General features: G+C 62.8%; 17 protein-coding genes and 2 pseudogenes. 7 read left to right on the top strand and 12 right to left on the bottom strand.

Translation table 11 applies throughout. The features are described from left to right. Positions 1–55 precede the first annotated feature (55 nt). From ACTAQJ_RS21235 to ACTAQJ_RS21225, 3 genes are all read right to left on the bottom strand, one after another. Positions 56–1,441 (bottom strand): ABC transporter substrate-binding protein, encoded by a 1,386-nt coding sequence (locus ACTAQJ_RS21235; RefSeq protein WP_498699173.1) that lies wholly within the window; start codon positions 1,439–1,441, stop codon positions 56–58. 153 nt (positions 1,442–1,594) lie between these two features. Further along, positions 1,595–2,527 carry a carbohydrate ABC transporter permease gene (locus ACTAQJ_RS21230; protein ID WP_431116438.1) on the bottom strand — a complete coding sequence of 311 codons (933 nt, stop codon included), beginning with the start codon at positions 2,525–2,527 and terminating at the stop codon, positions 1,595–1,597. Next, a complete protein-coding gene (locus tag ACTAQJ_RS21225) occupies positions 2,520–3,464 on the bottom strand; it encodes a carbohydrate ABC transporter permease (protein WP_216926818.1) in 945 nt (314 codons plus the stop codon). Before ACTAQJ_RS21225 ends, ACTAQJ_RS21230 begins: the two co-directional genes overlap by 8 nt. A gap of 384 nt (positions 3,465–3,848) precedes the next feature. Here ACTAQJ_RS21225 and ACTAQJ_RS21220 point away from each other — a divergent pair, with 384 nt between their 5' ends. The 3 genes from ACTAQJ_RS21220 to ACTAQJ_RS21210 are packed head-to-tail and all read left to right on the top strand — an operon-like array spanning position 3,849 to position 8,235. Continuing rightward, positions 3,849–5,069 (top strand): acetylxylan esterase, encoded by a 1,221-nt coding sequence (locus ACTAQJ_RS21220; RefSeq protein ID WP_498699170.1) that lies wholly within the window; start codon positions 3,849–3,851, stop codon positions 5,067–5,069. Next, the gene (locus ACTAQJ_RS21215; protein WP_498699168.1) at positions 5,066–7,129 is read left to right on the top strand and encodes a DUF6807 family protein; all 2,064 of its coding nucleotides are present in this window, start codon (positions 5,066–5,068) and stop codon (positions 7,127–7,129) included. The genes ACTAQJ_RS21220 and ACTAQJ_RS21215 overlap by 4 nt, the downstream gene beginning before the upstream one ends. After that, positions 7,126–8,235 carry a M24 family metallopeptidase gene (locus tag ACTAQJ_RS21210; RefSeq protein WP_498699167.1) on the top strand — a complete coding sequence of 370 codons (1,110 nt, stop codon included), beginning with the start codon at positions 7,126–7,128 and terminating at the stop codon, positions 8,233–8,235. Before ACTAQJ_RS21215 ends, ACTAQJ_RS21210 begins: the two co-directional genes overlap by 4 nt. 119 nt (positions 8,236–8,354) lie before the next feature. On the opposite strand, the gene ACTAQJ_RS21205 is transcribed toward ACTAQJ_RS21210, so the two are convergent. The 5 genes and pseudogenes from ACTAQJ_RS21205 to ACTAQJ_RS21185 all read right to left on the bottom strand — a co-directional run bounded on the left by ACTAQJ_RS21205 (position 8,355) and on the right by ACTAQJ_RS21185 (position 14,283). Beyond that, positions 8,355–9,806: an aldehyde dehydrogenase (NADP(+)) gene (locus tag ACTAQJ_RS21205; protein ID WP_498699165.1), complete on the bottom strand. Its 1,452-nt coding sequence runs from the start codon at positions 9,804–9,806 to the stop codon at positions 8,355–8,357. Next, positions 9,787–10,932 (bottom strand): mandelate racemase/muconate lactonizing enzyme family protein, encoded by a 1,146-nt coding sequence (locus ACTAQJ_RS21200; protein WP_498699163.1) that lies wholly within the window; start codon positions 10,930–10,932, stop codon positions 9,787–9,789. The genes ACTAQJ_RS21205 and ACTAQJ_RS21200 overlap by 20 nt, the downstream gene beginning before the upstream one ends. Next, the gene (locus ACTAQJ_RS21195) at positions 10,932–11,837 is read right to left on the bottom strand and encodes a 5-dehydro-4-deoxyglucarate dehydratase (protein ID WP_498699160.1); all 906 of its coding nucleotides are present in this window, start codon (positions 11,835–11,837) and stop codon (positions 10,932–10,934) included. Before ACTAQJ_RS21195 ends, ACTAQJ_RS21200 begins: the two co-directional genes overlap by 1 nt. Beyond that, a pseudogene (locus ACTAQJ_RS21190) lies at positions 11,834–12,833 on the bottom strand (NAD-dependent epimerase/dehydratase family protein). Before ACTAQJ_RS21190 ends, ACTAQJ_RS21195 begins: the two are co-directional and overlap by 4 nt. A 28-nt stretch (positions 12,834–12,861) precedes the next feature. Then, the gene (locus ACTAQJ_RS21185; protein ID WP_498699159.1) at positions 12,862–14,283 is read right to left on the bottom strand and encodes a Gfo/Idh/MocA family protein; all 1,422 of its coding nucleotides are present in this window, start codon (positions 14,281–14,283) and stop codon (positions 12,862–12,864) included. 179 nt (positions 14,284–14,462) lie between these two features. Here ACTAQJ_RS21185 and ACTAQJ_RS21180 point away from each other — a divergent pair, with 179 nt between their 5' ends. Next, positions 14,463–15,491 carry a LacI family DNA-binding transcriptional regulator gene (locus ACTAQJ_RS21180; RefSeq protein ID WP_431116451.1) on the top strand — a complete coding sequence of 343 codons (1,029 nt, stop codon included), beginning with the start codon at positions 14,463–14,465 and terminating at the stop codon, positions 15,489–15,491. Positions 15,492–15,561: 70 nt separating this feature from the next. Here ACTAQJ_RS21180 and ACTAQJ_RS21175 read toward each other — a convergent pair whose 3' ends face one another. Then, a complete protein-coding gene (locus ACTAQJ_RS21175; RefSeq protein WP_442003460.1) occupies positions 15,562–16,260 on the bottom strand; it encodes a FadR/GntR family transcriptional regulator in 699 nt (232 codons plus the stop codon). A gap of 91 nt (positions 16,261–16,351) precedes the next feature. Here ACTAQJ_RS21175 and ACTAQJ_RS21170 point away from each other — a divergent pair, with 91 nt between their 5' ends. Further along, entirely contained in the window at positions 16,352–17,683 is a 1,332-nt protein-coding gene (locus ACTAQJ_RS21170) for an alpha-hydroxy acid oxidase (RefSeq protein ID WP_477516424.1), read from the top strand. A gap of 83 nt (positions 17,684–17,766) precedes the next feature. Here ACTAQJ_RS21170 and gdhA read toward each other — a convergent pair whose 3' ends face one another. The 3 genes and pseudogenes from gdhA to ACTAQJ_RS21155 all read right to left on the bottom strand — a co-directional run bounded on the left by gdhA (position 17,767) and on the right by ACTAQJ_RS21155 (position 21,103). Beyond that, a complete protein-coding gene (gdhA, locus tag ACTAQJ_RS21165; RefSeq protein WP_498699157.1) occupies positions 17,767–19,104 on the bottom strand; it encodes an NADP-specific glutamate dehydrogenase in 1,338 nt (445 codons plus the stop codon). Positions 19,105–19,322: 218 nt separating this feature from the next. Beyond that, positions 19,323–19,886 (bottom strand): ArsR/SmtB family transcription factor, encoded by a 564-nt coding sequence (locus ACTAQJ_RS21160; RefSeq protein WP_498699155.1) that lies wholly within the window; start codon positions 19,884–19,886, stop codon positions 19,323–19,325. A gap of 67 nt (positions 19,887–19,953) precedes the next feature. Further along, a pseudogene (locus ACTAQJ_RS21155) lies at positions 19,954–21,103 on the bottom strand (acetoin utilization protein AcuC). Between ACTAQJ_RS21155 and ACTAQJ_RS21150 the strand changes: the two are divergent. Together ACTAQJ_RS21150 and ACTAQJ_RS21145 are read left to right on the top strand one after the other, a co-directional pair. Further along, positions 21,102–21,239: a hypothetical protein gene (locus ACTAQJ_RS21150; RefSeq protein ID WP_431116458.1), complete on the top strand. Its 138-nt coding sequence runs from the start codon at positions 21,102–21,104 to the stop codon at positions 21,237–21,239. The pseudogene ACTAQJ_RS21155 and the gene ACTAQJ_RS21150 sit on opposite strands and share 2 nt — an antisense overlap. Before the next feature lie 44 nt (positions 21,240–21,283). Next, positions 21,284–22,717 carry a TrkH family potassium uptake protein gene (locus tag ACTAQJ_RS21145; protein WP_431116460.1) on the top strand — a complete coding sequence of 478 codons (1,434 nt, stop codon included), beginning with the start codon at positions 21,284–21,286 and terminating at the stop codon, positions 22,715–22,717. Positions 22,718–22,750 lie beyond the last annotated feature (33 nt).

The raw sequence follows: 22,750 nt of genomic DNA, 5'->3' as shown, positions 1-22,750 counted from the left end.
GCCCGGGACGCGGTTTTCTTGGTTCTGCGGTTCTTTGATGCCTTGCTGCCGGAAGCTAGGCTCCGATCGCGGACTTCATCTCGTCCACGGCCTTCTTACCGGCTTCCTCCGTGGAGAGCCTGTTGAACAGGACTTCCGAGGAGTAGCGCTTGATGATCTCCTGGATAGCACCTGCACCCTTCGGCGGTGCGGCCGGGGCTTCACCGAGCTCGGGCTGGATATCACTGATGAAGTTGACCACCTTGGTGTCCGCAGTAGCCAGCTTGGGAGCGATTGCTTCGCGGACGTCCGAGTTGGGGTAAACGCCGCGGTCAGCCAGCAGAATTTCGCCGGCCTTGACGTTGTTCGTCAGGAAGTCGATGAACTTGGCCGTCTCTTCAGGGTGCTTGGTCCTGGAGGATGCTGACCAGAACTGGGAAGCCTTGTACCAAAGCTTCGTATCAGCGGCCTTGCCCGTCTTGGAGGGGAAACGAAGGATCTGCAGTTCGCCGCCCGCAGCTTTCTCGAGCGCCGGCAACTGGTTGGACCACCAGAACGCCATGCCGTTCTTGCCGGTTGCCAGGCCACTCTGATCCAGTGGTGCAGCTTCGGCCTCAACAATTTCCGATGCCGACGGAACGGCCTTTTTCTCGCTGAGTTCCTTCAGGAAGTCCCAGTAGCCTGCGACGTCCGAGGGTTCGAAGCCGAGCTTGCCGTCCTGCGTGTACAGCGATTTGCCGTTCTGGCGCAGCCACACACCCAGGGACGCCTCATCGGTGCCGTATGCGGCAGCCCCATAGGTTCCCTTCGGGGACTTGCTGGTGACCTCAGCAGCGATGCGTTCGAAGTCTTCCCACGTCCAGGTCTTGTCGTCCGGAAGAGCGACGCCCGCAGCCTTGAAGACCGCCGGGTTGGCCAGGATGGTGGCAGCGTTGATGCCTGCCGCAACACCAGTGAGTCCCTTGGAACCCTTGCCGGCATTCAGCGCGGCTTCGTCCAGCTTGGACGTGTCGATCTTGTACTTGGACAAATCCAGGAGGGCTCCACGAGTGGAGTACTCGGTGATGTACTTTTCGTCCATCTGGATGATGTCCGGAGCATCGTTGGCAGCAACTTGGGTGGCCAGCTTGTCCCAGTAGCCGCTCCAGTCGCCATACTCGGCCTTGATCTTGATGTTGGGGTTCTCAGCCTCAAAAGCTGCAATGGCTTGCTGCGTCAACTGCGCACGCTTGTCGCCGCCCCACCAGGAAAAGCGGAGCTCCACCTTGCCGTCGGCACTCTTTTGTTCCGCCCCGCCGCCACAAGCGCTCAGCGCCAGAACGGCAGCAGCTGTGGCAGCGATGATGGCCGAGGCACGAAGCCGCTTGGACCGCTTGGCCTTGGGTTCCGATGCGCGGGCTTTGGAAGAACCTGCGGAAGCACCTGCAGGGGCGATTCCTTCACCCTTTGGAAATACCGGCACTGTTGTCTCCGATCCTCTTTGATCTTGATGCGAATGAGAAAGCGTTTTCTTGCGTGGATTTTATGCTACAAGTCACAATCTTGTATGACAAGATCTCAGCTTGTATTACTTGTCGGGCTGAAGTCCTGAACTTCCATTCAGTACGTCTGCGCCCTATTTGATGCCGGTAGTTGCGATGCCCTTGATGAGGAACCGCTGGCCGAACAGGAAGACAAGGAACACGGGGAACAGGGACACGATGGACATCGCGAAGAGTGATCCCCAGCTGGTGGCGGACTGCGAGTCAACGAAAGCTCGAAGCGCCACGGGGACAGTAAACATGTCCGGATCCGTGAGGTAGATAAGGGCACCGAAGAAGTCGTTCCACGTCCAGATGAAAGTGAAGATCGTGGTGGTGGCGAGGGCCGGAACCATCAAAGGCAGAATGACACGCAGGAAAATCCTCGGGTGGCCGGCGCCGTCGATGCGGGCAGCCTCATCCAATTCCTTCGGAATGCCGCGGATGAACTGAACCATGAGGAACACAAAGAACGCGTCTGTGGCCAGGAGCTTCGGCACGATGAGCGGCCAGAACGTGTTGACCCAGCCGATCTGCGAAAACAGGATGTACTGCGGAACGATCACAACATGGAACGGCAGCATGATGGTCAGCAGCATGATTCCAAAGAACAGCTTTTTGCCACTGAACTGCAGCCGGGCGAAGGCATAGGCGGCCATGGAGCACGAGATCAGGTTTCCGAGGATCGAGCCGAGTACGACGATCGCGGAGTTGATCATGTAATGCCCGAAGGGGTGGGTCAGGGCAGACCAGCCATCGGTGTAGTTGCTCATCTCCAGGTTGTTCAGCCAAAGGCCGGGTTCGCGGAAGATGAGATCATTTGGCCGGAGCGAGGAGACAACCATCCACAGCAGCGGGTAGATCATGATCCCGCCAACCAGGATCAGGATGGCGTGCTTGATGAGTCCTTTGATGCGGGCGTTCCGGCTGAAGGCCAGGTTTCCCGGCGATTCACGGCGGCGCGGGCTTTTGCTGGTCTTGCTGCTTTGGCCCTCAACGGCGGCCGGGAGGGTCTGGATTTTAGTCATCGTAGAACACCCAATACTTTGAAGCGATGAAGTTGATGGCAGTGAAAGCGCCGATAATGACCAGCAGGAACCAGGCCATCGCCGAGGCGTAGCCCATATCGAACTGGCCGAAGCCCTTCTGGTACAGGTACAGCGTGAAGAACATGGTGGAGTCGGACGGTCCGCCGTTGCCGCCGGAGACGATAAACGCCTGCGTGAACGACTGGAACGAACCAATGATTTGCAGCACCAGGTTGAAGAAGATGATGGGGCTCAGCATCGGCAGCGTGATCCGCCAGAACTTCTGCAAGGTGGTGGCGCCGTCAACTTCGGCGGCTTCGTAGTACATGTTCGGGATCTGGCGCAGGCCAGCCAGGAAGATGATCATCGGGCTGCCGAACGTCCAGACATGGAGCAGGATGATGGAGCCGAGCGCCGTGTTTGGATCCGAGATCCAGCCAGGACCCTGGATGCCGATCATGGCGAGGACCTGGTTCACAAGGCCGGTGGTGCCGAAGATCTGCTTCCAAAGAATGGCAACAGCCACAGATCCGCCCAGCAGCGACGGCAAATAGAAGATGGAGCGGTAGAACGGAAGGCCACGCAGCCCTTTATCCAGGACCAGCGCGATCACCAGGGCCACGGCCAGTTGGAGCGGCACGCCCACCAGCACATATGTGAAGGTAACGCGCAAGGAATTATGCAGGCGGGCATCGCCGAACATACGGACGAAGTTGTCGATTCCCACCCATTGCGGTGGTTGCAGAAGGTTGTAATCCGTGAAGGACAGGTACAACGACATCAGCATCGGACCCACGGTGATGACCACGAGGCCGATCAGCCACGGAAGCAGGAAGACATAAGCGGCCTTGTTGTCACGGCCGTTCGCTTTCTTCTCCTCCTTGGTCATGGGCCCCTTGCGGCGGGTCATTGTGGAGAGTTCGCCGATGGCGCTCATCGCTTCCCTCCTGCCTGACCGCGAACGCCTTTCGGCGTCCCCGTGTGTTCATATGCGGCCATGTGGTCTCCTTTGGTCATCGTGGCCATCCACGGAGTACGAGTGTGGTTGATGCTTGCCTTCCGGGACGCGCCGTTCTCTTGGCGGTACCCCTTGACCCACCGGGATGTCGGTCCTGGTAATCAGCGGCTCCGTACCAAAGTAAACGCTTTCTTGACCCATGTACAGCCTTTTGCTAATTTTTGAGAAAGCGTTTTCTGACGAAGCCGCCCATACCCGTTTACACGCGACCCGTTCACACACACAGAAGTCCGGCGTGCGCTTTCGCACATCATCCGCACCGAAAAGGCAGGACACCATTGTTCCCCAAGTACGGCGACTGCCATGACCACTGCTGACGCGGCACGAATGCCCACTCGTCCCAGCGCTCTTGGCCGCTACGAGGATTGGCCCGCTTACGCCGCCCAGCATCACTTCGCGGCAGCCTCTCCAAGCGCCCAGCAGCTTGCGGACGCGCTTGGGGTCCCTGCCCCTGCGCGGGTTCCTGAATACAGGGTGGACACCGAAACGGAGCACGACGGCGTCATCACCTCCCGCCTGTCCTGGCAGCTTGGATTCGGGCCAAGGACCTCGGCTTGGTTCGTGCGGCCAGGCGGCTCCGTTGGCCCGCTGCCTGGGATACTGGCTCTTCACTGCCATGGCGGAATCAAATCGCATGGCGCGGAGCGGCTGGTCTTACTTCCAAGAGACGAACAGTACGACGCCGGCGCCGACGATGCTGCGGGCTTCGGTCCCGTGCCGGCCCAGTTGCGGGAAAAGCTCTACGGTGGGCGGCCCGTGGCTACGTGGCTTGCCCAGCAGGGTTTCGCCGTCCTGGCACACGACGCCTTCATGTGGGGCAGTCGCGGCTTCGGCCTGGAAACCCAGCCTTGGCGGACGGCACAGGCCGTCAACGGCCAGCAGGCACTGTGGCGGGAGGCCGGCGTCGAACCTTCCACGGCGGATCTTTACAACGCAGCGGCGGCCGATCATGAAGAAACCGTGGCGAAAGCCGCAACGCTCCTTGGCACCAGCATCGCCGGGACGGTGGCGCATGACGACCTCGCGGCGCTTGGCATCCTGGCGTCCCTTCCCGGAGTCGATCCGGAACGCCTGGGATGCACCGGATTTTCAGGCGGAGGCGGCCGGGCCATGGTGCTCGCCGCCCTCAGTCCCCTGATCCGCAGCTATGTAGTCACGTGCATGATGACCACCTTCGCGTCCCTCCTCCCCGCCTACCTCGATGCGCATTCCTGGTTGCTCCACTCCCCTGGTCTGTCAAAGCTGGGGGATTGGCCCGATCTGGTGGTGCGTTCAACTGCCGGCGCTGTCTTGGTGCAGTACGCACTGGCCGATCAGCTGTTTCCGGAAGGAGGAATGCGCGACGCCGATGCCCACCTTTCGCTGCGGATGCCGGCTGCGCGGTACAAAGGCAGCTTTTGGCCAGAGCCCCATGTTTTTTCCACCGCCATGCAGGAAGAGGCGGCAGCTTTCCTCTCCTCCAACCTCCAGGCCAATGAAGCCCATGCTTTCTCCACAACTGATCCCGCTAGGACAGCACTATGACTCTGCCCTCAACTGCCTCCCACACCGTAGTGGCCGGCCACAACCAACTGCCCCGGGTAGCACTCGTTGGCGTGCACGGATTCGGCGAACGACACGTTGAAAACCTCCGTCGGCTCGGTTCTGCCGGAATGCTTGAACTAGTAGCTGTTGCCGATCCACTGCCGCCAGCCCCAGGTCAGTTGCCTCCTGAGGTGGGCGTCTACAGTTCCTTGGAGGAGCTGCTGGCTGCGGGAAGAGCCCCCGACGTCGTCATCATTTCCACTCCCATCCAAACCCACGCCCCGCTGGCCCTCACAGCGCTCGGGGCAGGCGCTGACGTTTACCTCGAAAAGCCTCCGGTGGCTTCCATGGCGCAGTACGAAAGCGTCCTCGCAGCGGCGGCGAGCGCCGGGCGGCTGATTCAAGTCGGTTTCCAGAGCCTTGGTTCGCACGCCCTTCCCGCCATTGAAAAGCTTGTGGCCTCGGGTGAAATCGGCGAGGTCCGCGGCATCAGCGCCACCGGCCAATGGCTCCGGACCAAGGGGTACTTCAAGCGCTCCCGCTGGGCCGGTAAGCGAAGCCTGGACGGTACGGATGTGGTGGACGGCGTCGCGACGAACGCCTTGGCGCACGCGGTGGCTACTGGGCTGCGACTCGCAGGTGCCAGGACCCTTGCCGACGTCGAATTGGTCGAAACCGACCTTTACCGGGCGAATGACACCGAAAGCGATGACACCTCCGTCATTAGGGTCCGGACCGCGACTGGCACAGTGTTGACCTGCGCCCTGACGTTGTGCGCTCCCGTGCAGTCAGCGCCATCGGTGACCATCTACGGCACGCTCGGCCAGATCACGCTTTTCTACACGGAAGACAGTGTGGAGGTCACCACTCCGGGCGGGATCCGGACTGAGACTTTCGGGCGGACGGACCTCCTGGAAAACCTCCTGTCAGCACGGACCGAACAGGATCTACTCAGCCCCTTGAGTGCAGCCGGCGCCTACATGTCCGTGCTGGAAGCGGTCCGAACCTCGGACGCACCCCGGCTCATCCATCCGGACCATGTGACATGGCTGGGAGAAGGCGACGACGCCCATGCCGTGGTGCAGGACATCGAATCGTGGATCCGCCGCGCCACCCTGGGGCAAGCAACCTTCGGGGAACTCGGGGCGCCGTGGGCGGCGAGTACCGCTGGAGCGGCCAACCCAGAGCTGACGGTCAACGGCACAGCCGTCGCCACGGTGCAGGACGGCTCGCGCATCCGGCCAACCTCCTCGCCCCGTCCATACCTCCACCCCGTCCGAACCCTTGCCGGCACGGTCGTAAGTGACCACATCCCGGAGGACCATGTGTGGCACCTTGGAGCTGGCGTCGCCATCCAGGATGTGGACGGTATCAATTTCTGGGGTGGCCGGACCTACACCCGCGACGCCGGAGCTTACGTCTGGCGCAAGGACCACGGCCGCATAGTTCTTGAGTCCGCGGAGCATAAGGACGGACAGCGGCACGAGCTGTTGAGCTGGGTGGGCCCGGACGGTACCCCTGTCCTCCGCGAACAGCGCGAGTGGCGCTGGGCCGCCGTCGGGAATTCTGCCTGGCAACTGACGCTGGACTTCACCCTCGAATCCGCCACGGGACGCCCGGTGCTGCTGGGCAGCCCAGGTTCCAACGGAAGGCCGCAGGGCGGTTACGGTGGCTTCTTCTGGCGCCTGCCGAGGGTCAGTGGCGCGACCATCTGGACACCTGATTCGCGTGGTGAAGATGCCGTCCATGGCAGCGTCGCGCCTTGGCTGGCTTGGTCAGGAACTTTCGACGCCGGAACAGGCGGCGGCCATGGTGCGGGCGATCCGGGCTTGGGCCATCCGGCCACGCTCGTATTCCTGGCATCCCCCCAAGCACCGGACCCCTGGTTCGTTCGGCACTCGGGCTATCCGGGCGTGGGGCTGTCCTTGGCGTGGGAGTCGCCGGTGGCCGCAGAACCTGGCCGCCCTGTGCATCGCACCGTCAGGGTGCTCATCGCTGATGGCTTCCTAGCCACTCAAGACATTGAACAGCTCATTTCAACCCAGGGGGACCCAGCATGACCGCTCCGACTCGATTAACGCCCGCTCAGACTGCCGTCACTGCGCCCGGCAACGTCGCCGACCGGAAGGTAAAGCGCCAGCGGGTGCTGGACATTCTGGACCATTCGGGCCGCGACTCGCTTCTGCTCACCAGCAACACAGCGCTCACCTGGTACCTGGACGGTAGTCGGGTCCATATCAGTCTGGCCGGCGACCCCATAGCCGCCCTCCTGGTGGACCGCTCCGGCGATCACTTAATCACGTTCAACAACGAAGCCGGCCGGATCGAGGCCGAGGAGCTGCCGGAGAGCGTCAACCTGCACAGCGTTCCGTGGCATGGCCAACTGCATGCCTCTGCGGCCGGGCTGGCCGAGGACGGAAACCCGCTGCTGGAAGCCGCTGTCGTGGGGGAACTACGGGCAGCACGACAACAACTCCTGCCTGCAGAAACAGCCCGCTATGCCCAATTGTCCGCAGACGCAGCCTGCGCGATGACCGACGTCCTCACGGCAGCGACGCCGGAAACCACAGAGTTTGAGCTCGTCTCCGAGCTGGCCGCGCGGATTGTGGCAGCGGGCGCCGAGCCGCTTGTCCTGCTGTGCAGCGGGGCTGCCCGGAGCGGCTTCCGCCACCCGCTGGCAACGCATGCCCCCATCGGACGCAGGGCCATGGCCGTGGTTTGCGCCCGCCGTCATGGCTTGGTGGCCAACGTGACCCGTTGGGTAGCGTTCGACGCCGGTACTCCGCAGGAGCTCGACGCCGAAGCCCGCATCGCAGCAGTTGAAGCGGACATTTTCCAGGCCACCGTACCGGGTGCCAAGCTCAACGAGGTCTTCGCTGGTATCCAGGATGCCTATGTGCGACACGGTTTTGGTCCCGAGCAATGGACAATGCATCACCAGGGTGGTCCTGCAGGGTATGCGGGCCGTGATCCGCGGGTCACCGCTGACGTGACGGACACGGTGGTGCTCGACCAGCCGTTCACGTGGAACCCCTCCGGACCGCGCGTGAAAATCGAAGACACCGTGCTGCTCACGGATTCCGGCCTGCGCGTCCTGACCAGTGACCACCGTTGGCCAACCACGGAAGTGGACGGCCGCCGTCGTCCGCTCACCCTGCGGCCGTAGCGCCTTCGTCCAGCTCGAACCAACGCGAAAGGGGCGGAGTCGCCGCGATGGTGACCCCGCCCCTTTCATCTGCCCTTGACACACCAACCTGCATATCAGTTGGGTGCGCTGTAGGTGAGTTAGCTGAGCGTTAGTACGCCGTCCACCCGGCGCGGGATGCCCAACGGGTTCGCCTCGCGAAGGGCCGGGTGCAGGATGTTGTCCGGAGCGTCCTGGTAAGCCACCGGACGCTGGAAGCGACGGACCGCGGTGGCGCCCACCGAGGTGAACAGCGATGTAGTAGCCGGGTACGGCCCTCCATGCTGCTGCGACCAATTCACGGCAACGCCAGTGGGCCAACCATCAAACAGGACCCGGCCGGCGAGCTCACTCAGCTGCTCCACAAGCGCCGAAACGTCCTCGCCTGGCTGCGCATGGACGGTGCCCGTGAGGCTGCCCGGAACCTTGGCAAGTGCCTTGGACAGCTCTTCGTCATTGGCGTACTCAATGAGGAGCGTGGTGGGGCCGAAGCACTCTTCCAGCAACTCATCAGGGCGCTCCAACACGTTGGCGGCGCTCGTGGAGAACACCACCGGAGCTGCGCCGTCGGCCAGGCTGTCCTGATCCACAGTGCCGCTCACCACCGCAACACCTGGCTGCTCCGCGACGCTGCGCAGGCCGTAAGGGTAGGCCTCCGCGATCCGTTCAGTCAGCATGGCCGCGGTCGGTTTGTCCTTGCTCGCCTCTGCCACCTGGGCAGCGAAGTCGGTCCCCGCGGGGATGAAAACGAGTCCGGGCTTGGTGCAGAACTGCCCCGCTCCCTGGGTGAATGAACCAGCCAGGCCAGCAGCAAGGTCCTGGCCGCGATCAGCCAGAGCACTACCAGTGATGACCACCGGGTTCAGGCTGCCGAGTTCGCCATAGAAGGGGATCGGCTCTGGGCGCGACGTTGCGAGGTCGAACAGCGCCCGTCCGCCGGGGATGGAACCGGTGAAGCCCACAGCCTTGATGGCGGGATCCTGCACCAAGGCGGTACCGGCCTCGCGTCCGCTCACGAGGGCGAAGAAGCCGTCCGGAGCTCCGGCCTTGGCCAGGGCTTCTGTCACGATCTCGGCGGTTCGCTCGGACAAGCGGAGGTGGCCGGAATGTGCTTTGACGATCACCGGGCAACCGACAGCGAGCGCCGATGCGGTGTCGCCCCCGGCCACCGAGAACGCGAACGGGAAGTTCGACGCCGAGAACACGGCTACCGGTCCAATCGGACGCAGGATGCGGCGCAAGTCGGGCTTGGGCGGGGCGGAGGCAGGATCCGCGTGATCGATGACGGCCTCCAGGTAAGAGCCCTCGGTGATGACCCTCGCGAACAGCCGGAGTTGGCCGCTGGTTCGGGCCACCTCACCGGTGAGCCGAACCGTGCCAAGGCTGGTTTCGGAGTCAGCTATGGCCACTAGTTCCGTCACGTTGGCGTCCAGGGCGTCGGCGACGGCGGTCAGCCAGGCTGCGCGCTCGGCGTCGGACGCTGCGGCGGTCACCTTGAAGGCTGCGGCGGCAGCGGCGGTCACCGCGGTCAGGTCAAGAGTTGCTGTACTCAATGTGGTTTCCTTTACTCTCAGGGGCGGAGCTGCTCTCAGGGGCGTCACGGTCGGCCGGCTTCGCGGCAAAGTCGAAGCCAAGGCCTGGGCGGCCCACGGAACTGAGCCTGCTGTTGCGGATTCGGATGGGAGAGGGCTCGGCGAGGATACCGAGCTGCTCGAAGGAAGCGTCTTCCACTTCTTCCACGCTCACGGCCTCAGCCAAGGTGAGCGCCAACTGTCCGGAAAGCTCCGGAAGCAGGTGCGGAGCCACCCTGATGCTGTTCGCGCGGGCCAACTCAACGATTCTGCGGAACGGCGTAATACCGCCCACACGGACAATATTGGGTTGGATGATATCCACGGCTTCGGCTTCGATGAAGTCGCGGAAGCGGTAGATGGTGTGGACGTTCTCGCCCAGCGCGATAGGCACCGGAGAATGTTTACGCAGGCGCCGGTAGGCCCACAGATCGTCAGCACGGATTGGTTCTTCGAGCCATTCCAATCCGTACTCCCCCAAAACATCCAAGGCACGGAAGGTGTGCGCCAGGTCCCAGCGTTGGTTGGCATCAATCATGAGCAGGCGGTCCGGGCCAATGACCTGCCGGACCGCGGCAACCCGTTCAGCGTCTTCGCGTAGCTCAGGCTTTCCCACTTTGATCTTCACAGCCTTATGACCAGCGGCAACCCAGCGCTGTGCCTGCTCCACGAGTTGTTCCAAGGAGTAGTGCAGGTTCACGCCCGAGCCATAGACCTCCACAGATTCCTGGCGTTGACCCAGGAGAGCGGTGACTGACGTGCTGGCCCGGCGGGCCTTGAGGTCCCACAGCGCGAGGTCCACACCGGCCATGGCGATAGTTGTCAGGCCTCCCCCACCTGCCTCATGCAGGCGCTTCCAGAGCTGGTCCCACACCGCTTCGGGATTCGGCTCCAGGCCAAGGATGAAGGGTGCGATGTCGTGGTCCAGGAGGGCTTTAACTGCTTGGGGACCAATGGTGGGTGTCCACGAGAAACCGTGGCCCACGCCGCCGTCGTCAGTGGTCAGTTCGGTGACGATCACATGGTTCTCGGGAGCTTCAGCACCCCAGTTGCGCAGCAACGGAACCGTGATCAACCGCGTGGTGAGGCCGGTAATGCGCGCTGTCATCAGCTGAGCGCCAACTCGTGGCCCTTGGCGAGGATCGATTTGAGCTCCAACAGCTGTTCCTCCGTGGGGTCCACCAGCGGCGGGCGGACGGGGCCAACCGGCAAACCGGCCAAGCGCAGGCCCGCCTTGATGAGGGAAACGCCGAAGCCGGGAGTCTGGTCCCGAAGTCTCACGAGGGGAGCATAGAAGCCTTCAAGCAGTGCGTTCCGGCGGTCTTCGTCACCAGAGACGTATGCGTCGTAGTAAGCTTTTGCGATCTCCGGAGCCATGGCAAAGGCGGCCGAGGAGTACAGCGGGATCCCCAGGCCACGGTAAGCACCCTGTGTCAGCTCTGCCGTGAGGAGTCCGTTGAATAGGGCGAAGTCGGTTCGGCCGCTGGCGTTGATGGCGGACACGATTTCCTGCGCCAGGCCGACGTCCCCGATCCCATCTTTGAAGCCGATGACTTTGGGGTTCGCGGTGAGGCGGGTCATGGCTGCGGCAGTGAACTTCGCCGTGCCACGGTGATAAACGATCACGGGCAGGCTACTGGCGGCGGCGATGGCCTCGACGTAAGCAACCACGCCGTCTGTAGGTCCAGTAACGAGGTACGGCGGGAGAACCAGCAAGGCGTCAGCGCCTGCCTCCTCGGCAACCTTGGCGGCTGCAAGCGCGTGGCCCAGCGGGCCGCCGGCGCCAGCGACTACCGGGACAGCTCCGGCAACAGCCTCGACGGCGGCAGTCACCACGGTCCGGATTTCCTCCAGGGAGAGGGCGTGGAATTCACCCGTGCCGCACGCGGGGAACACACCTCCGGGTCCGAAAGGAAGGCGCGATGTGATGTGCTCCTTCAGGAGGGCTACGTCTACCGAGCCGTCTTCGGCAAAGGGTGTGACGGGGAAAAACAGTACGCCGTCGAAGTTCATGGTGTCTCCTTGGTTGCTCCCGCCGGGACCAGGCCGGCGTGGTTCTCGTCGTCGAGTAGTGCTTGGTCTGATGCTGCTGAATCTGCGCCTTCGTAGGGCGGCGTAAGTTCGGTACGCCAGCTGCGCTTGGGCTCCCAGCCAAGTAGCTCACGCGCTTTCCCCACGGAGAACGCCGGGCTGGTGCCCGTCAGGTGTTCGGTAAGGGGGGTGCTGCCGGGCAGGAAACGCGGGAACAGCTCAGCGAGCGCGGAAGTCGCCAGGGCGTCCTCGGCTCCGACGAAGAAGACCTGGCCGTTGGGGATGGTATCCATCTTTTCCAACAGGACGTCCAGGAACTCTGCTACGTCGCGGGCGTCAACGTAGTTGAACAGCGCGGGGGCTGAAAGTGCCGGATCGGCAAGGCGTTCGCGCACAGTGTGTCCCTGCTGAGTGAGCGCGCCCTGCCACTCTTCCGGGGAGATGACAAAGCAGGGCCGGAATGCCGCGTACCGGATCTTGTTGCCTTGCGCCGCGGCAAACATCTGCACTGTTTGTTCGGCGATCAGCTTGGAAAGTGCGTAGGCATTCCAGGGTTTGGGCGGCGTCTGCTCGTCCAAGGGGAACGACGGCGGCAGCCAACCGGCGGGTGAGCCGTAGCCCAGGGCGGTGGGGCTGCTTGCCGTAATAATCTTCGGAATACCCGCATCAGTGGCTGCACTGATCACCGCATAAGCGAGCCGGGTATTGGTACTGAAGATGACTTCCTCAGGCGCGCTGAAAGGTACTGCGATAGCAGCGAGGTGGATGACGGCGTCGGGGTTTGTTTCCCGGAGGAGCCGCTCCGCTTCTCCCGGGGCCGAAAAGGTCCGCCGTGTGCTGCACTGCGCCAGTGGGCAACTGCTCCGCCGGGATGGCGTCGCGATCAACCGAGACCACCTCGTGGCCAGCCTGGGCAAGGCCGGCCACGACGCTGCGGCCGAGCCGGCCGGAACCGCCGGTGACGAAAATCCTGCTCATGGTGTTGTCCTTGTGTGGTGTTGGGCCGTTATGCCTGGCCGCGGCTGAGATCGACGCCGAGGCCAAGTTCGCTGATGCGGACGGGGAGGTCGGTATCCAGGGACTGGTTGCCGGCGATGCCGACTGAGACGGAACGAAGGCCGTCGATGTACCCCGACGGTCGGCCCAGGGGGTCTACGCCCGGTCCATTGAAGAGGTCCGAGAGCAGCAGGTTGTCGCCGCCGCCGTGGCCCCCCTCCCCGTTGACGATCGGCACCTCGTAGGCCGCCTCCCAGTGGCGCTGGACCACCAGACGCTCACCGTTTCGTCGGACGGCGTCTTCTTCCTCGATAGGCGTCGCGCTGGGGTCCACCACAGTCTTCTTGTCCGTGCTGAATTGGACCGCTGCGCGCTCAACAACCTCGAGTTCGGCCCGGCCCTCAGTACCGTTGACGCTGACCCTGTAGCCTTCCCACGGGCTGTGGGCGTTCAGCGAATAACTCAGGGTGGGGCCGCCTTGGTAGTCCACCACGAGGGCCAGGTTGTCTTCGATCGTGATGCCTTCAGTGAAGACGTCCTGGTCGCGCAGGTAGCCGTCGAACTTTTCATTGTCGTAGTACAGGGCCTTCAGGCGTTCGTCCTCCCGCATGTCCAGGCGGAACGGATCACGCGCGAGGCCATCAACGGTGCCGCGTTCCGGGCGGGCACCCAGACCGCGCTCGGCAGCATTCTTGTCGCCGTAGAAGCGGAGCCCCCCGGAGGCGAAAACGCGCTCGGGGACGTCATTGATCCACCAGTTGACGAGGTCAAAGTGGTGCGAGGCCTTGTGGATGAGCAGGCCACCGGAGTTCTTCTTCTCACGGTGCCAGCGGCGGAAGTAGTCAGCGCCGTGCACGGTGTCCAACACCCATGTGAAGTCGATGGACGTGACCTTGCCGATCACGCCGTTCTGGATGATCTCCTTGAGCGCGGTGTTACGCGGCGAGTAACGGTAGTTGAAGGTGACTACGACGTTCCGTCCGGTTTCTGCCACGGCAGTGGTAATGCGGCGGCAGCCCTCAACATCAATGGTCAGGGGCTTTTCAACCACGACGTCGGCACCCGCCTCGAGTGCCTCGACGATGTAGTCCGCGTGGGTGTAGTCCGGCGTCGTGACAATGACGCGTTCGATGCCGTTGGCCTGGATGAACTCCGTCAGTTTGGCTGGTTCGAAGAACGCCACCGGCTCTGTTCCGCCGAGTTCCTTGATGAGTTCCTGGTAGAACTCCACCCGGCCTTGGTTCACGTCCGACAAAGCAACGAGGTCAGCCACGTCGGCGTGCTGTCCATAGATCGCGCGAATGTACATTTCGGAGCGGCCCCCGGTCCCGATAAGGGCAATGCGGGTCCGATGACGGGCAGTGCTTCCGGCGGCGGACTCGGAGGTGTCCGGCGCGGGCGACTGGGTCTCGGCGGTGTCGACGTTGACCATGGGAATGCCCCTTTCAAAAGGCAGGAGTGAACCGCTTGACGGCCCGGCGTGATCTGGGAAGAATCATGAGAAAGCGTTTTCTCAGAGCGTTATAAGCTTTGTATCAAGACTCTGGCGGTTCCGTCAACCATTGCCCCAACGCAGGGGCAGCACGCGGACAGCCAACCGGAAGGGGCAACATGGCACGGAGGAACACCAATCGGCGGATTGGCATTGCCGATGTCGCGGAGAAGGCAGGCGTCTCGCACGCCACAGTGTCCCGCGTCATGAACGGTAACGCCGCCGTGGATCCCGGGATCGCCGCCCGCGTCCGGGCTGCCGCGGCCGAGCTCAAATACCAACCCAACCCCGTGGGACGAAGCCTGGCACTGGGCAAGACTGACACCATCGGCATTGTTGTCCCGGACCTGGCCAACCCCACCTTCCAGGCCATCCTTCGCGGACTCAGCATTGCAGCAGCCCAGGACGGGTATCGCGTCCTGATCGCGGATTCATCCGAAGTAACCAGTGAGGAAGCAATCCTTGCCGGAGAAGCCCGTCGCCGCTGCGATGGAGTGGTGCTCTGCGCACCCCGAATGGGCGATGCCGAACTTGAAGAGCTGGCACCTACGCTGCATCCGCTGGTACTCATCAACCGCACCACGGTGGCCACCAACACTCCAAGCCTCAGCGTGGACTACGGCCAAGGCATCCAGGAACTGGCCCAACACCTGGTGGGCCTGGGTCACCGGCGGCTGGCTTTCCTCTCCGGACCTGAACACAGCGCATCCAACCGCCAGCGCTTGGTGGGCCTGGAAAAATTCCGGAAAGAGCACCCGGAGATTGAACTCCAAATGCTCCACGGCGGGTCCAACTTCGACTCCGGACATGAATCCACTGAGGCCATCATCGCCAGTGGCGCAACGGGCATCCTGGCCTTCAACGACCTCGTCGCCATGGGCTTGCTCAGCGGCCTGCACGAGCACGGAGTGCGGGTTCCGGAGGACATCTCAGTGACGGGGTTCGACGACATCCCGTTCGCCAAGTACACCACTCCCCCGCTGACCACCGCTGCCGTTCCCATCAATGAACTTGGGAGCTTGGCCTGGCGCAGGATGCGGGAGCAGATCCAGCAAGCAGGAGAATCCACCACGCAAGCCCAGGATGAGTTCTCGCCGCGGATGGAAATCCGCAAGAGCACCGCGGCACCGGCCTTGAAGCCCGCCTAGAAATGCAACGCGGGGTCACTTGTGGCCCATCCGGAAGCCCAACATGGGCCATAAGTGACCCCGCGTTGCTCTATTCCCCGGCAGCCTGCGAGCCCACTCCGGCCTCTTTGTAGAAGCCCTGGATGTGGGCAGCCACAAGATCTGCCGCCTGGCCGCCGTCGTTCGCGTTGACGGCTGCCAGAATCGCGTGGTGTTCCGCTCGAAGCCTGTCTGAGGTGGCCTTCCAGTCAGGCAGGTTTCCGGTGAGTTTCCCGGCGTAGTTTTCAATGGCGCCACGCAGTGACGCCATCATGGCACTGACCACGGTATTCCCCGCAGCCTGTGCCAGAGCCACATGGAACCGGGCGTCGAGTGCCAGGAACGTCTCGATGTCCGGGCTGTTGTCCATTTGCTCGAGCAGCGCCGCCGCCTCATCAAGGGCCGGGGCGCCAACCTTGGCCCGCGCAGCCGCCCAGGATTCGAGCAACACCCGCGTCTCTACGATGTCAGCCACGGGAAGGTGGCGGGTTGCCACGTGGAGGCGGAGCGTGGAGCCCAGTGCAGAGCCGGGCTCGGCGATCACTACAGTTCCCGCATCCTTGCCCGAGCCAACTCCCGCGCGCACAACACCCATTGCTTCAAGGATCCGTACAGCCTCCCGCACAGACGTCCTGGATACCTGCAGCTGCTCGGCCATGGCCCGTTCTCCGGGGAGGCGACCGCCGAGGGCGAGGTCGCCGTCGGATAGCTGCTTTTCTATCCACTGCAGGACTAGTTCGTGGGTACGCATACGGGAATACTAGTTGATGTGGTCCAACCACATGGCTTACAGTGTGGTTAGACCACAGTGGTAGGACCACAGAATTTCAAGGGAGAACCGCATGACCGACACCCTCGATCCGAAGCTCACAGCCGCCCCGGCCAATGCCGGCAGCGACGAAACCGTCAGCCGCCCGCCCCAGCCGACGCCCGCCGTCGTGCAACCTCCGGCACTGAAGCGGCGCATACCCAAGGTGTCCGATCTGGCTCCATTGATGCAGTTCAAGAAGCCCGAATTCAGCAAGGCCGCCCGCCTCAAGCGCGCCAGCACTATCTGGGAACTGCGCGACATCGCCAAGCGTCGCACGCCGCAGGCACCCTTCGACTACACAGACGGGGCCGCGGAGGAAGAAATCACCCTGCGCCGGGCTCGCCAGGCGTTCCAGGACATCGAATTCCGCCCGGGGATCCTTCGCGACGTCTCCAAGATTGACCTCCGCACGGACATTTTGGGGAAGGAGTCACGTCTCCCGTTCGGCATCGCCCCCACCGGATTCACCCGAATGATGCAGTCCGAGGGCGAATACGCCGGCTCCCAGGCGGCGGAAGCCGCAGGCATCCCCTACACGCTGTCAACCATGGGCACTGCTTCGATCGAGGACGTTGCTACGGCGGCTCCGAACGGCCGCAACTGGTTCCAGCTGTACCTGTGGACCGATCGCGACCGCTCTCTGGAGTTGATTGAGCGTGCAGCAAAAGCAGGCAACGATACCCTCATGGTGACCGTCGATACCGCTGTAGCCGGGGCTCGGTTGAGGGATGTCCGTAACGGCATGACCATCCCGCCGGCGCTGACGCTCAAGACCGTCCTCGATGCGTCCTACCGACCCGCATGGTGGTTCAACTTCCTGACCCATGAACCGCTGACCTTCGCGTCGCTCTCCCGCTACACCGGCACGGTGGCGGACCTCATCAACTCGATGTTCGACCCCACGCTGACTTATGACGACCTCGACTGGCTGCGTGAAACCTGGAAGGGCAAGCTCGTGGTCAAGGGCATCCAGACCGTTGAAGATGCCCGTAAGGTGGTGGACCACGGCGCTGATGGCATCGTCCTGTCCAACCATGGTGGCCGCCAACTGGACCGCGCACCCATCCCGTTCCACCTGCTTCCCGAGGTCACTTCGGCGCTTAAGGCTGACAACAGCAAGGCCGCCGTCATGCTGGACACGGGCATCATGAGCGGCGCCGACATCGTGGCAGCCTTGGCCTTGGGCGCAGACTTTGCCCTGATTGGCCGGGCCTACCTCTACGGACTCATGGCCGGCGGACGCGAAGGCGTGGACCGCACCATTCAGATCCTCGAGAAGGACATGACCCGCACCATGGCACTGCTGGGCGTCAGCAAGGTGGCGGACTTGAACCCGGACCACGTGCGGTTGCTTCAGCACTAGCGCCCGCCCAAGTAAGTAGCAGATAAGGCCGTTTTGAGCGCTCAGAACGGCCTTATCTGCTACCCAGTTGGGCAAGGACGGCGCTAGATCAGGCCCTGAGCCAGCATCGCGTCGGCCACCTTAACGAAGCCGCCGATGTTGGCGCCCAGCACATAGTTACCAGGCGAACCATACTCGTCCGCGGTTGCTGCACAGCGGTCGTGGATGCCCACCATGATCTCGGTAAGCCGCTGTTCCGTGTGCTCGAATGACCACGAATCACGGCTGGCGTTCTGCTGCATTTCCAGCGCGGACGTAGCAACACCCCCCGCGTTGGCGGCTTTACCCGGGCCGAACAGAATGCCAGCCTCCTGAAACACTGACACCGCCGAACGCGTGGACGGCATGTTGGCTCCCTCGGCCACCGCGATCAGGCCGTTGCTGACCAACTTGGCGGCAGCATCGCCGTCGAGCTCGTTTTGGGTGGCGCAAGGCAGCGCGACCGTGCCGTTAACGTCCCACACCGAGCCGCCCGCTACGTGGCTGGATCCAGGCCGTCGAAGCGCGTATTCCGTCAGCCGGGCGCGTTCCACTTCCTTGATGTCACGCAAAAGCCCGACGTCGATTCCTCCTTCGTCCACGATGTAACCGGCCGAGTCGGAACAGGCCACCACAGTTGCACCGAGCGACTGCGCTTTGGCAATCGCATTGATGGCTACGTTTCCGGAACCGGACACCACAACACGCTGGCCGTCAAAGGAAGTGCCCCGGGACTTGAGCATCTCCTGGGCAAAGATCACCGTGCCATAGCCGGTGGCTTCCGGCCGGACCAACGAACCACCCCAGGAAATCCCTTTGCCGGTGAGCACTCCGGATTCGTAGCGGTTGGTGATGCGCTTGTACTGGCCGAAGAGGAAGCCGATCTCGCGCCCGCCAACGCCTATGTCACCGGCAGGAACATCGGTGTACTCACCGATATGCCGGTACAGCTCGGTCATGAACGACTGGCAGAACCGCATGATCTCGGCATCCGAGCGTCCGCGGGGATCGAAGTCGGAACCGCCCTTGCCACCGCCGATCGGCATGCCTGTGAGGGCATTTTTGAAGATCTGCTCAAAGCCGAGAAACTTGATGATTCCCAGGTAGACGGAGGGGTGGAACCGGAGTCCACCTTTGTAGGGGCCGAGCGCCGAGTTGAACTCCACCCGAAAACCCCTGTTTACGTGGACGCGGCCAGAGTCGTCGGTCCACGGTACGCGGAAGATGATCTGCCGTTCAGGTTCGCAGAGACGCTCCAGCACGGCGCCTTCCAGGAATTCGGGGTGCCGATCGTGAACCGGACCCAGGCTTTCGAAGACTTCGGTGACAGCCTGGTGGAACTCCTTCTCGCCCGGATTCCGCGCCAACACGGTGTTCCTGACAGCTTCGAGCCTCGAATCCATGCGTCTTCCTATCCCTCAGTGCGCCAACCGGCGGCGAGACGATTCAGTCCCGCTCATGGTTGCACCAACGGAGGTAGGATCTCCATCCGATGGGATTGTGACCCTCCACTTGGAGTTAATACAACTGTAGAAAAACCCCGCAAATCCAAGGAAAACGGACCTTAACGAAACCTCACAACGTGTTGGAGATCACGTTGGATTGCTCTGGATATAGCGCTCTAGCGCTTGCGACCGAATTTCGGGAGGTTGGGAAGGTTCGGGAGGTTGGCCAGCAGATCCGCTGCCTTAGTGGCAGCACGGCCAACAGTCCGGCCGATCTGCTGCGGGACGGTATCGTCCGATGCCGGGTCCAGCGAGACGGGCATCGCATCTGAGTGGACTTTTACGGCCTTGCTGACGGCGTCTGCACGAGTTGCAACGAGATCCGGCACCGTGGGTTCCACAACCGAAGCCGCTTCAGCGGAAGCCACCGTTTGAGGGGCTGCTTCCACGGAAGGTCCGACGGCGGGGGCAGCCGAGGGTCCGACGTCGAACGTTTCCAGCCACGTAGCTACGCCGGCCAGCGGTTTCGGGTTCAGCGCGTAGTAGCGCTTCTGTCCCTGGGCGCGCATGCTGACGAGGTCAGCCTCGCGGAGCACCTTCAGATGCTTGGAGATAGTGGGCTGGCTTGCAGCCAGTTCTTCCACCAGTTCGCCTACAGCTTTATCCCCAGAGCGGAGTGAAACCAGGATGTCGCGTCTGGTTGCCTCAGCTATGACGGCAAATACGTCGTCAGTCACCATGCCTCCCACCCTAGCGACATATACGCCAAATGGCATCCCTGTTTCGTGCTGCGACGGCCCCCGTCGATCAGTCGAACCAGGGATCCAGCCCGTACAGAGGGAAGATCTCCTTGCGCGTGGCAATCACCGTCCGGTCCACCTCGTCCGCGGGGTCGTAGCCAACCTCCCAGGAACGCCACCAGACGTCCACGTCATCGCTCATCGACTCCGGAGCCCACACGCCGTAAGCCTCCCTGACATAGTTGCGCCAGGCTTCTGGCACGGGGGTGCTCAACGGTACCGGCCGCTGCGTCACCATCCCGATCAGATGGCTCCAGGCACGCGGCACAACGCCCGTAACGTCGTAGCCGCCCCCGCCCGTGGCAATCCACCGGTTATCGCAGTACCTGGCGGCGAGGCTGGCGACGGCGCTGGCCGCCTCACGCTGCCCGTCCACGCTGAGGTTGAGGTGCGTCAGAGGATCCAGGCGGTGCGAATCACAGCCGTGCTGGCTGACAATCACCTCGGGGTTGAAGGCGCCGACGAGCTGCGGTACCACCGCATGGAAGGCGCGAAGCCACGCGGCATCTCCGGTGAACGCCGGCAGCGCGACGTTGACAACCGTGCCGTGCGCATCCGGGCCGCCGGTTTCATTGGCGAAACCGGTTCCCGGAAAGAGGGTAAGGCCGGAGCTCATGCAGGGAAATGGTCATGACGCGGGGGTCATTCCAAAAAATGCTTTGCGTTCCGTCACCGTGGTGGGCGTCGACGTCGATGCTGACTATGCGCTGCACACCGCCGTCCAGAAGCCGCTGAATGGCAATCGCGACGTCGTTGTAGACGCAAAAGCCGCTGGCACGGTCACGTGCCGCGTGATGCATTCCGCCACTGAAATTTACTGCGCGGATGGCTTTGCCGGACAGGATCGATTCCGCGGCCAACAAAGAACCACCGGCGAGTCGGGCGCTGGCCTCATGCATACCGGCGAACGCAGGATCATCCTCAGTCCCAAGACCGCGGTCTTCCTCCGGCATGCTCGGATCCTCGCTGACCCGGCGCACGGCGTCCACATAGTCGGCGCTGTGGACCGAGCAAAGTTCGACGTCGGTGGCCAACTCCGGCGCCTCCACCACCACATGGCTGTGGCTGAAAAGACCAAGGGATTCCGCGAGCCTCGCTGTTAGCTCCAGCCGCTGCGGGGCCATAGGATGGCTGGGACCAAAGTTGTAAGCAGTCATGGCTGGGTCCCACACCACCGTCGTTGGCAGTGCGGATCGCGTAATGCTGGAAGCAGTTGTTCCAAGCCCGGAGTTCATCCAGAACAGGCTACCTGAGGCCGCGCTGCACTACCGCCCGGTTACGCCGCAGGAATAGTGGTTTACTACTCAGGAAAGCATGTTCAACCGAGGAAGAACCCCATGTCTCAAAGCCAGTCGCGCTCCGTGAGCCCGGCCAACTGGCAACCCGGCCAGCAGGAACGTGAAGGTCTATGGATTTTCACGCGTGCGCGCGACTTCATCGACAACATCGCCAACACGTCCCCGGCCCGTTTGGCCTTGGTCGCATTCGCCTCGGTGATCCTGCTCTTCACAGGCTTGTTGTCGTTGCCGTTCTCCTCGGCTTCGGGCGAGCCTACTCCTCTGCACCAGTCCATGTTCACGGCAGTTTCCAGTGTCTGCGTGACCGGCCTGACGGTGGTTTCCACGGCCACGCACTGGTCCTTCCTCGGCCAGCTCATTATTCTGGTGGGCATCTTTGTGGGCGGCCTCGGCACTTTGACCCTGGCGTCCCTGTTGGCGCTCATGGTCAGCAAGCGCCTTGGTGTCCGCGGCAAACTCATCGCCCAGGAGGCCATGAACAACGCCGGCAGGCTTGGTGAAGTGGGTACGCTGCTCCGCATCGTCATCGTGACCTCGGTGGTGATTGAAGGTGCCCTTGCCCTGGCCCTGATCCCCCGCTTCATGCTCCTCGGGGAGCCCTTCTGGCAGTCGGTTTGGCACGGCGTCTTCTACTCGATTTCGTCCTTCAACAATGCCGGTTTTACGCCCCACTCGGACGGAATCGTCCCTTACGAGACCGACCTCTGGATCCTGGTTCCACTCATGTTGGGCGTGTTCCTTGGCAGCCTTGGCTTCCCGGTAGTGATGGTTCTCCAGCAGAACGGCCTGAACTGGAAGAAGTGGAACCTCCACACCAAGATCACCATCCAGGTGTCCTTCATCCTGCTGCTCGCCGGCACAGTCCTGTGGGCCCTCATGGAATGGGACAACGTGCGGACCATCGCGCACATGGATCTGGGAGACAAGCTCATCCACTCCCTCTTTGCTTCCGTAATGACGCGCTCGGGCGGGTTCAACCTGGTGGATCAGAACCACATGGAGTCCACCACCATGCTCCTCACGGATGCCCTGATGTTTGCCGGTGGAGGCTCGGCGTCCACTGCGGGCGGCATCAAGGTGACCACTATCGCGGTCATGTTCCTCGCCATTGTTGCCGAGGCCCGTGGCGATGCCGACGTGAAGGTCTACGGCCGCACGATTCCCCAAGGCACCATGCGGGTGGCCATCTCCGTGATTGTTGCCGGTGCCACCCTTGTATCGGTCGCGGCATTCCTGCTGCTCTCCATCAGCGGCGCAACACTGGACAGGGTGCTCTTTGAAACCATCTCCGCCTTTGCCACAGTGGGACTGAGCACCAACCTCAGCGCCGAGCTTCCGCCGTCGGGCGTTTACGTCCTGACCGCACTCATGTTCGCAGGCCGTGTGGGCACCGTAACCCTCGCTGCCGGCCTGGCCCTGCGCCAGCGCAGCCAGCTGTACCACTACCCGGAAGAGAGGCCAATCATTGGCTAGTACCACAGGGGCAGCGAACCGCCCCGCCCACAA

This window comes from Arthrobacter sp. alpha11c (genome assembly GCF_054149985.1).
The sequence above is the reverse complement of the archived record's forward strand: the minus strand, read 5'-3'. Positions and strand labels throughout refer to the sequence as shown.

Coding starts and splice junctions, on each gene's coding strand:
- ACTAQJ_RS21230 (WP_431116438.1), bottom strand. CDS start 2,527: ATGACTAAAATCCAGACCCTCCCGGCCGCCGTTGAGGGCCAAAGCAGC.
- ACTAQJ_RS21225 (WP_216926818.1), bottom strand. CDS start 3,464: ATGAGCGCCATCGGCGAACTCTCCACAATGACCCGCCGCAAGGGGCCC.
- ACTAQJ_RS21220 (WP_498699170.1), top strand. CDS start 3,849: ATGACCACTGCTGACGCGGCACGAATGCCCACTCGTCCCAGCGCTCTT.
- ACTAQJ_RS21215 (WP_498699168.1), top strand. CDS start 5,066: ATGACTCTGCCCTCAACTGCCTCCCACACCGTAGTGGCCGGCCACAAC.
- ACTAQJ_RS21210 (WP_498699167.1), top strand. CDS start 7,126: ATGACCGCTCCGACTCGATTAACGCCCGCTCAGACTGCCGTCACTGCG.
- ACTAQJ_RS21200 (WP_498699163.1), bottom strand. CDS start 10,932: ATGACAGCGCGCATTACCGGCCTCACCACGCGGTTGATCACGGTTCCG.
- ACTAQJ_RS21195 (WP_498699160.1), bottom strand. CDS start 11,837: ATGAACTTCGACGGCGTACTGTTTTTCCCCGTCACACCCTTTGCCGAA.
- ACTAQJ_RS21185 (WP_498699159.1), bottom strand. CDS start 14,283: ATGGTCAACGTCGACACCGCCGAGACCCAGTCGCCCGCGCCGGACACC.
- ACTAQJ_RS21180 (WP_431116451.1), top strand. CDS start 14,463: ATGGCACGGAGGAACACCAATCGGCGGATTGGCATTGCCGATGTCGCG.
- ACTAQJ_RS21175 (WP_442003460.1), bottom strand. CDS start 16,260: ATGCGTACCCACGAACTAGTCCTGCAGTGGATAGAAAAGCAGCTATCC.
- ACTAQJ_RS21170 (WP_477516424.1), top strand. CDS start 16,352: ATGACCGACACCCTCGATCCGAAGCTCACAGCCGCCCCGGCCAATGCC.
- gdhA (WP_498699157.1), bottom strand. CDS start 19,104: ATGGATTCGAGGCTCGAAGCTGTCAGGAACACCGTGTTGGCGCGGAAT.
- ACTAQJ_RS21160 (WP_498699155.1), bottom strand. CDS start 19,886: ATGGTGACTGACGACGTATTTGCCGTCATAGCTGAGGCAACCAGACGC.
- ACTAQJ_RS21150 (WP_431116458.1), top strand. CDS start 21,102: ATGGCTGGGTCCCACACCACCGTCGTTGGCAGTGCGGATCGCGTAATG.
- ACTAQJ_RS21145 (WP_431116460.1), top strand. CDS start 21,284: ATGTCTCAAAGCCAGTCGCGCTCCGTGAGCCCGGCCAACTGGCAACCC.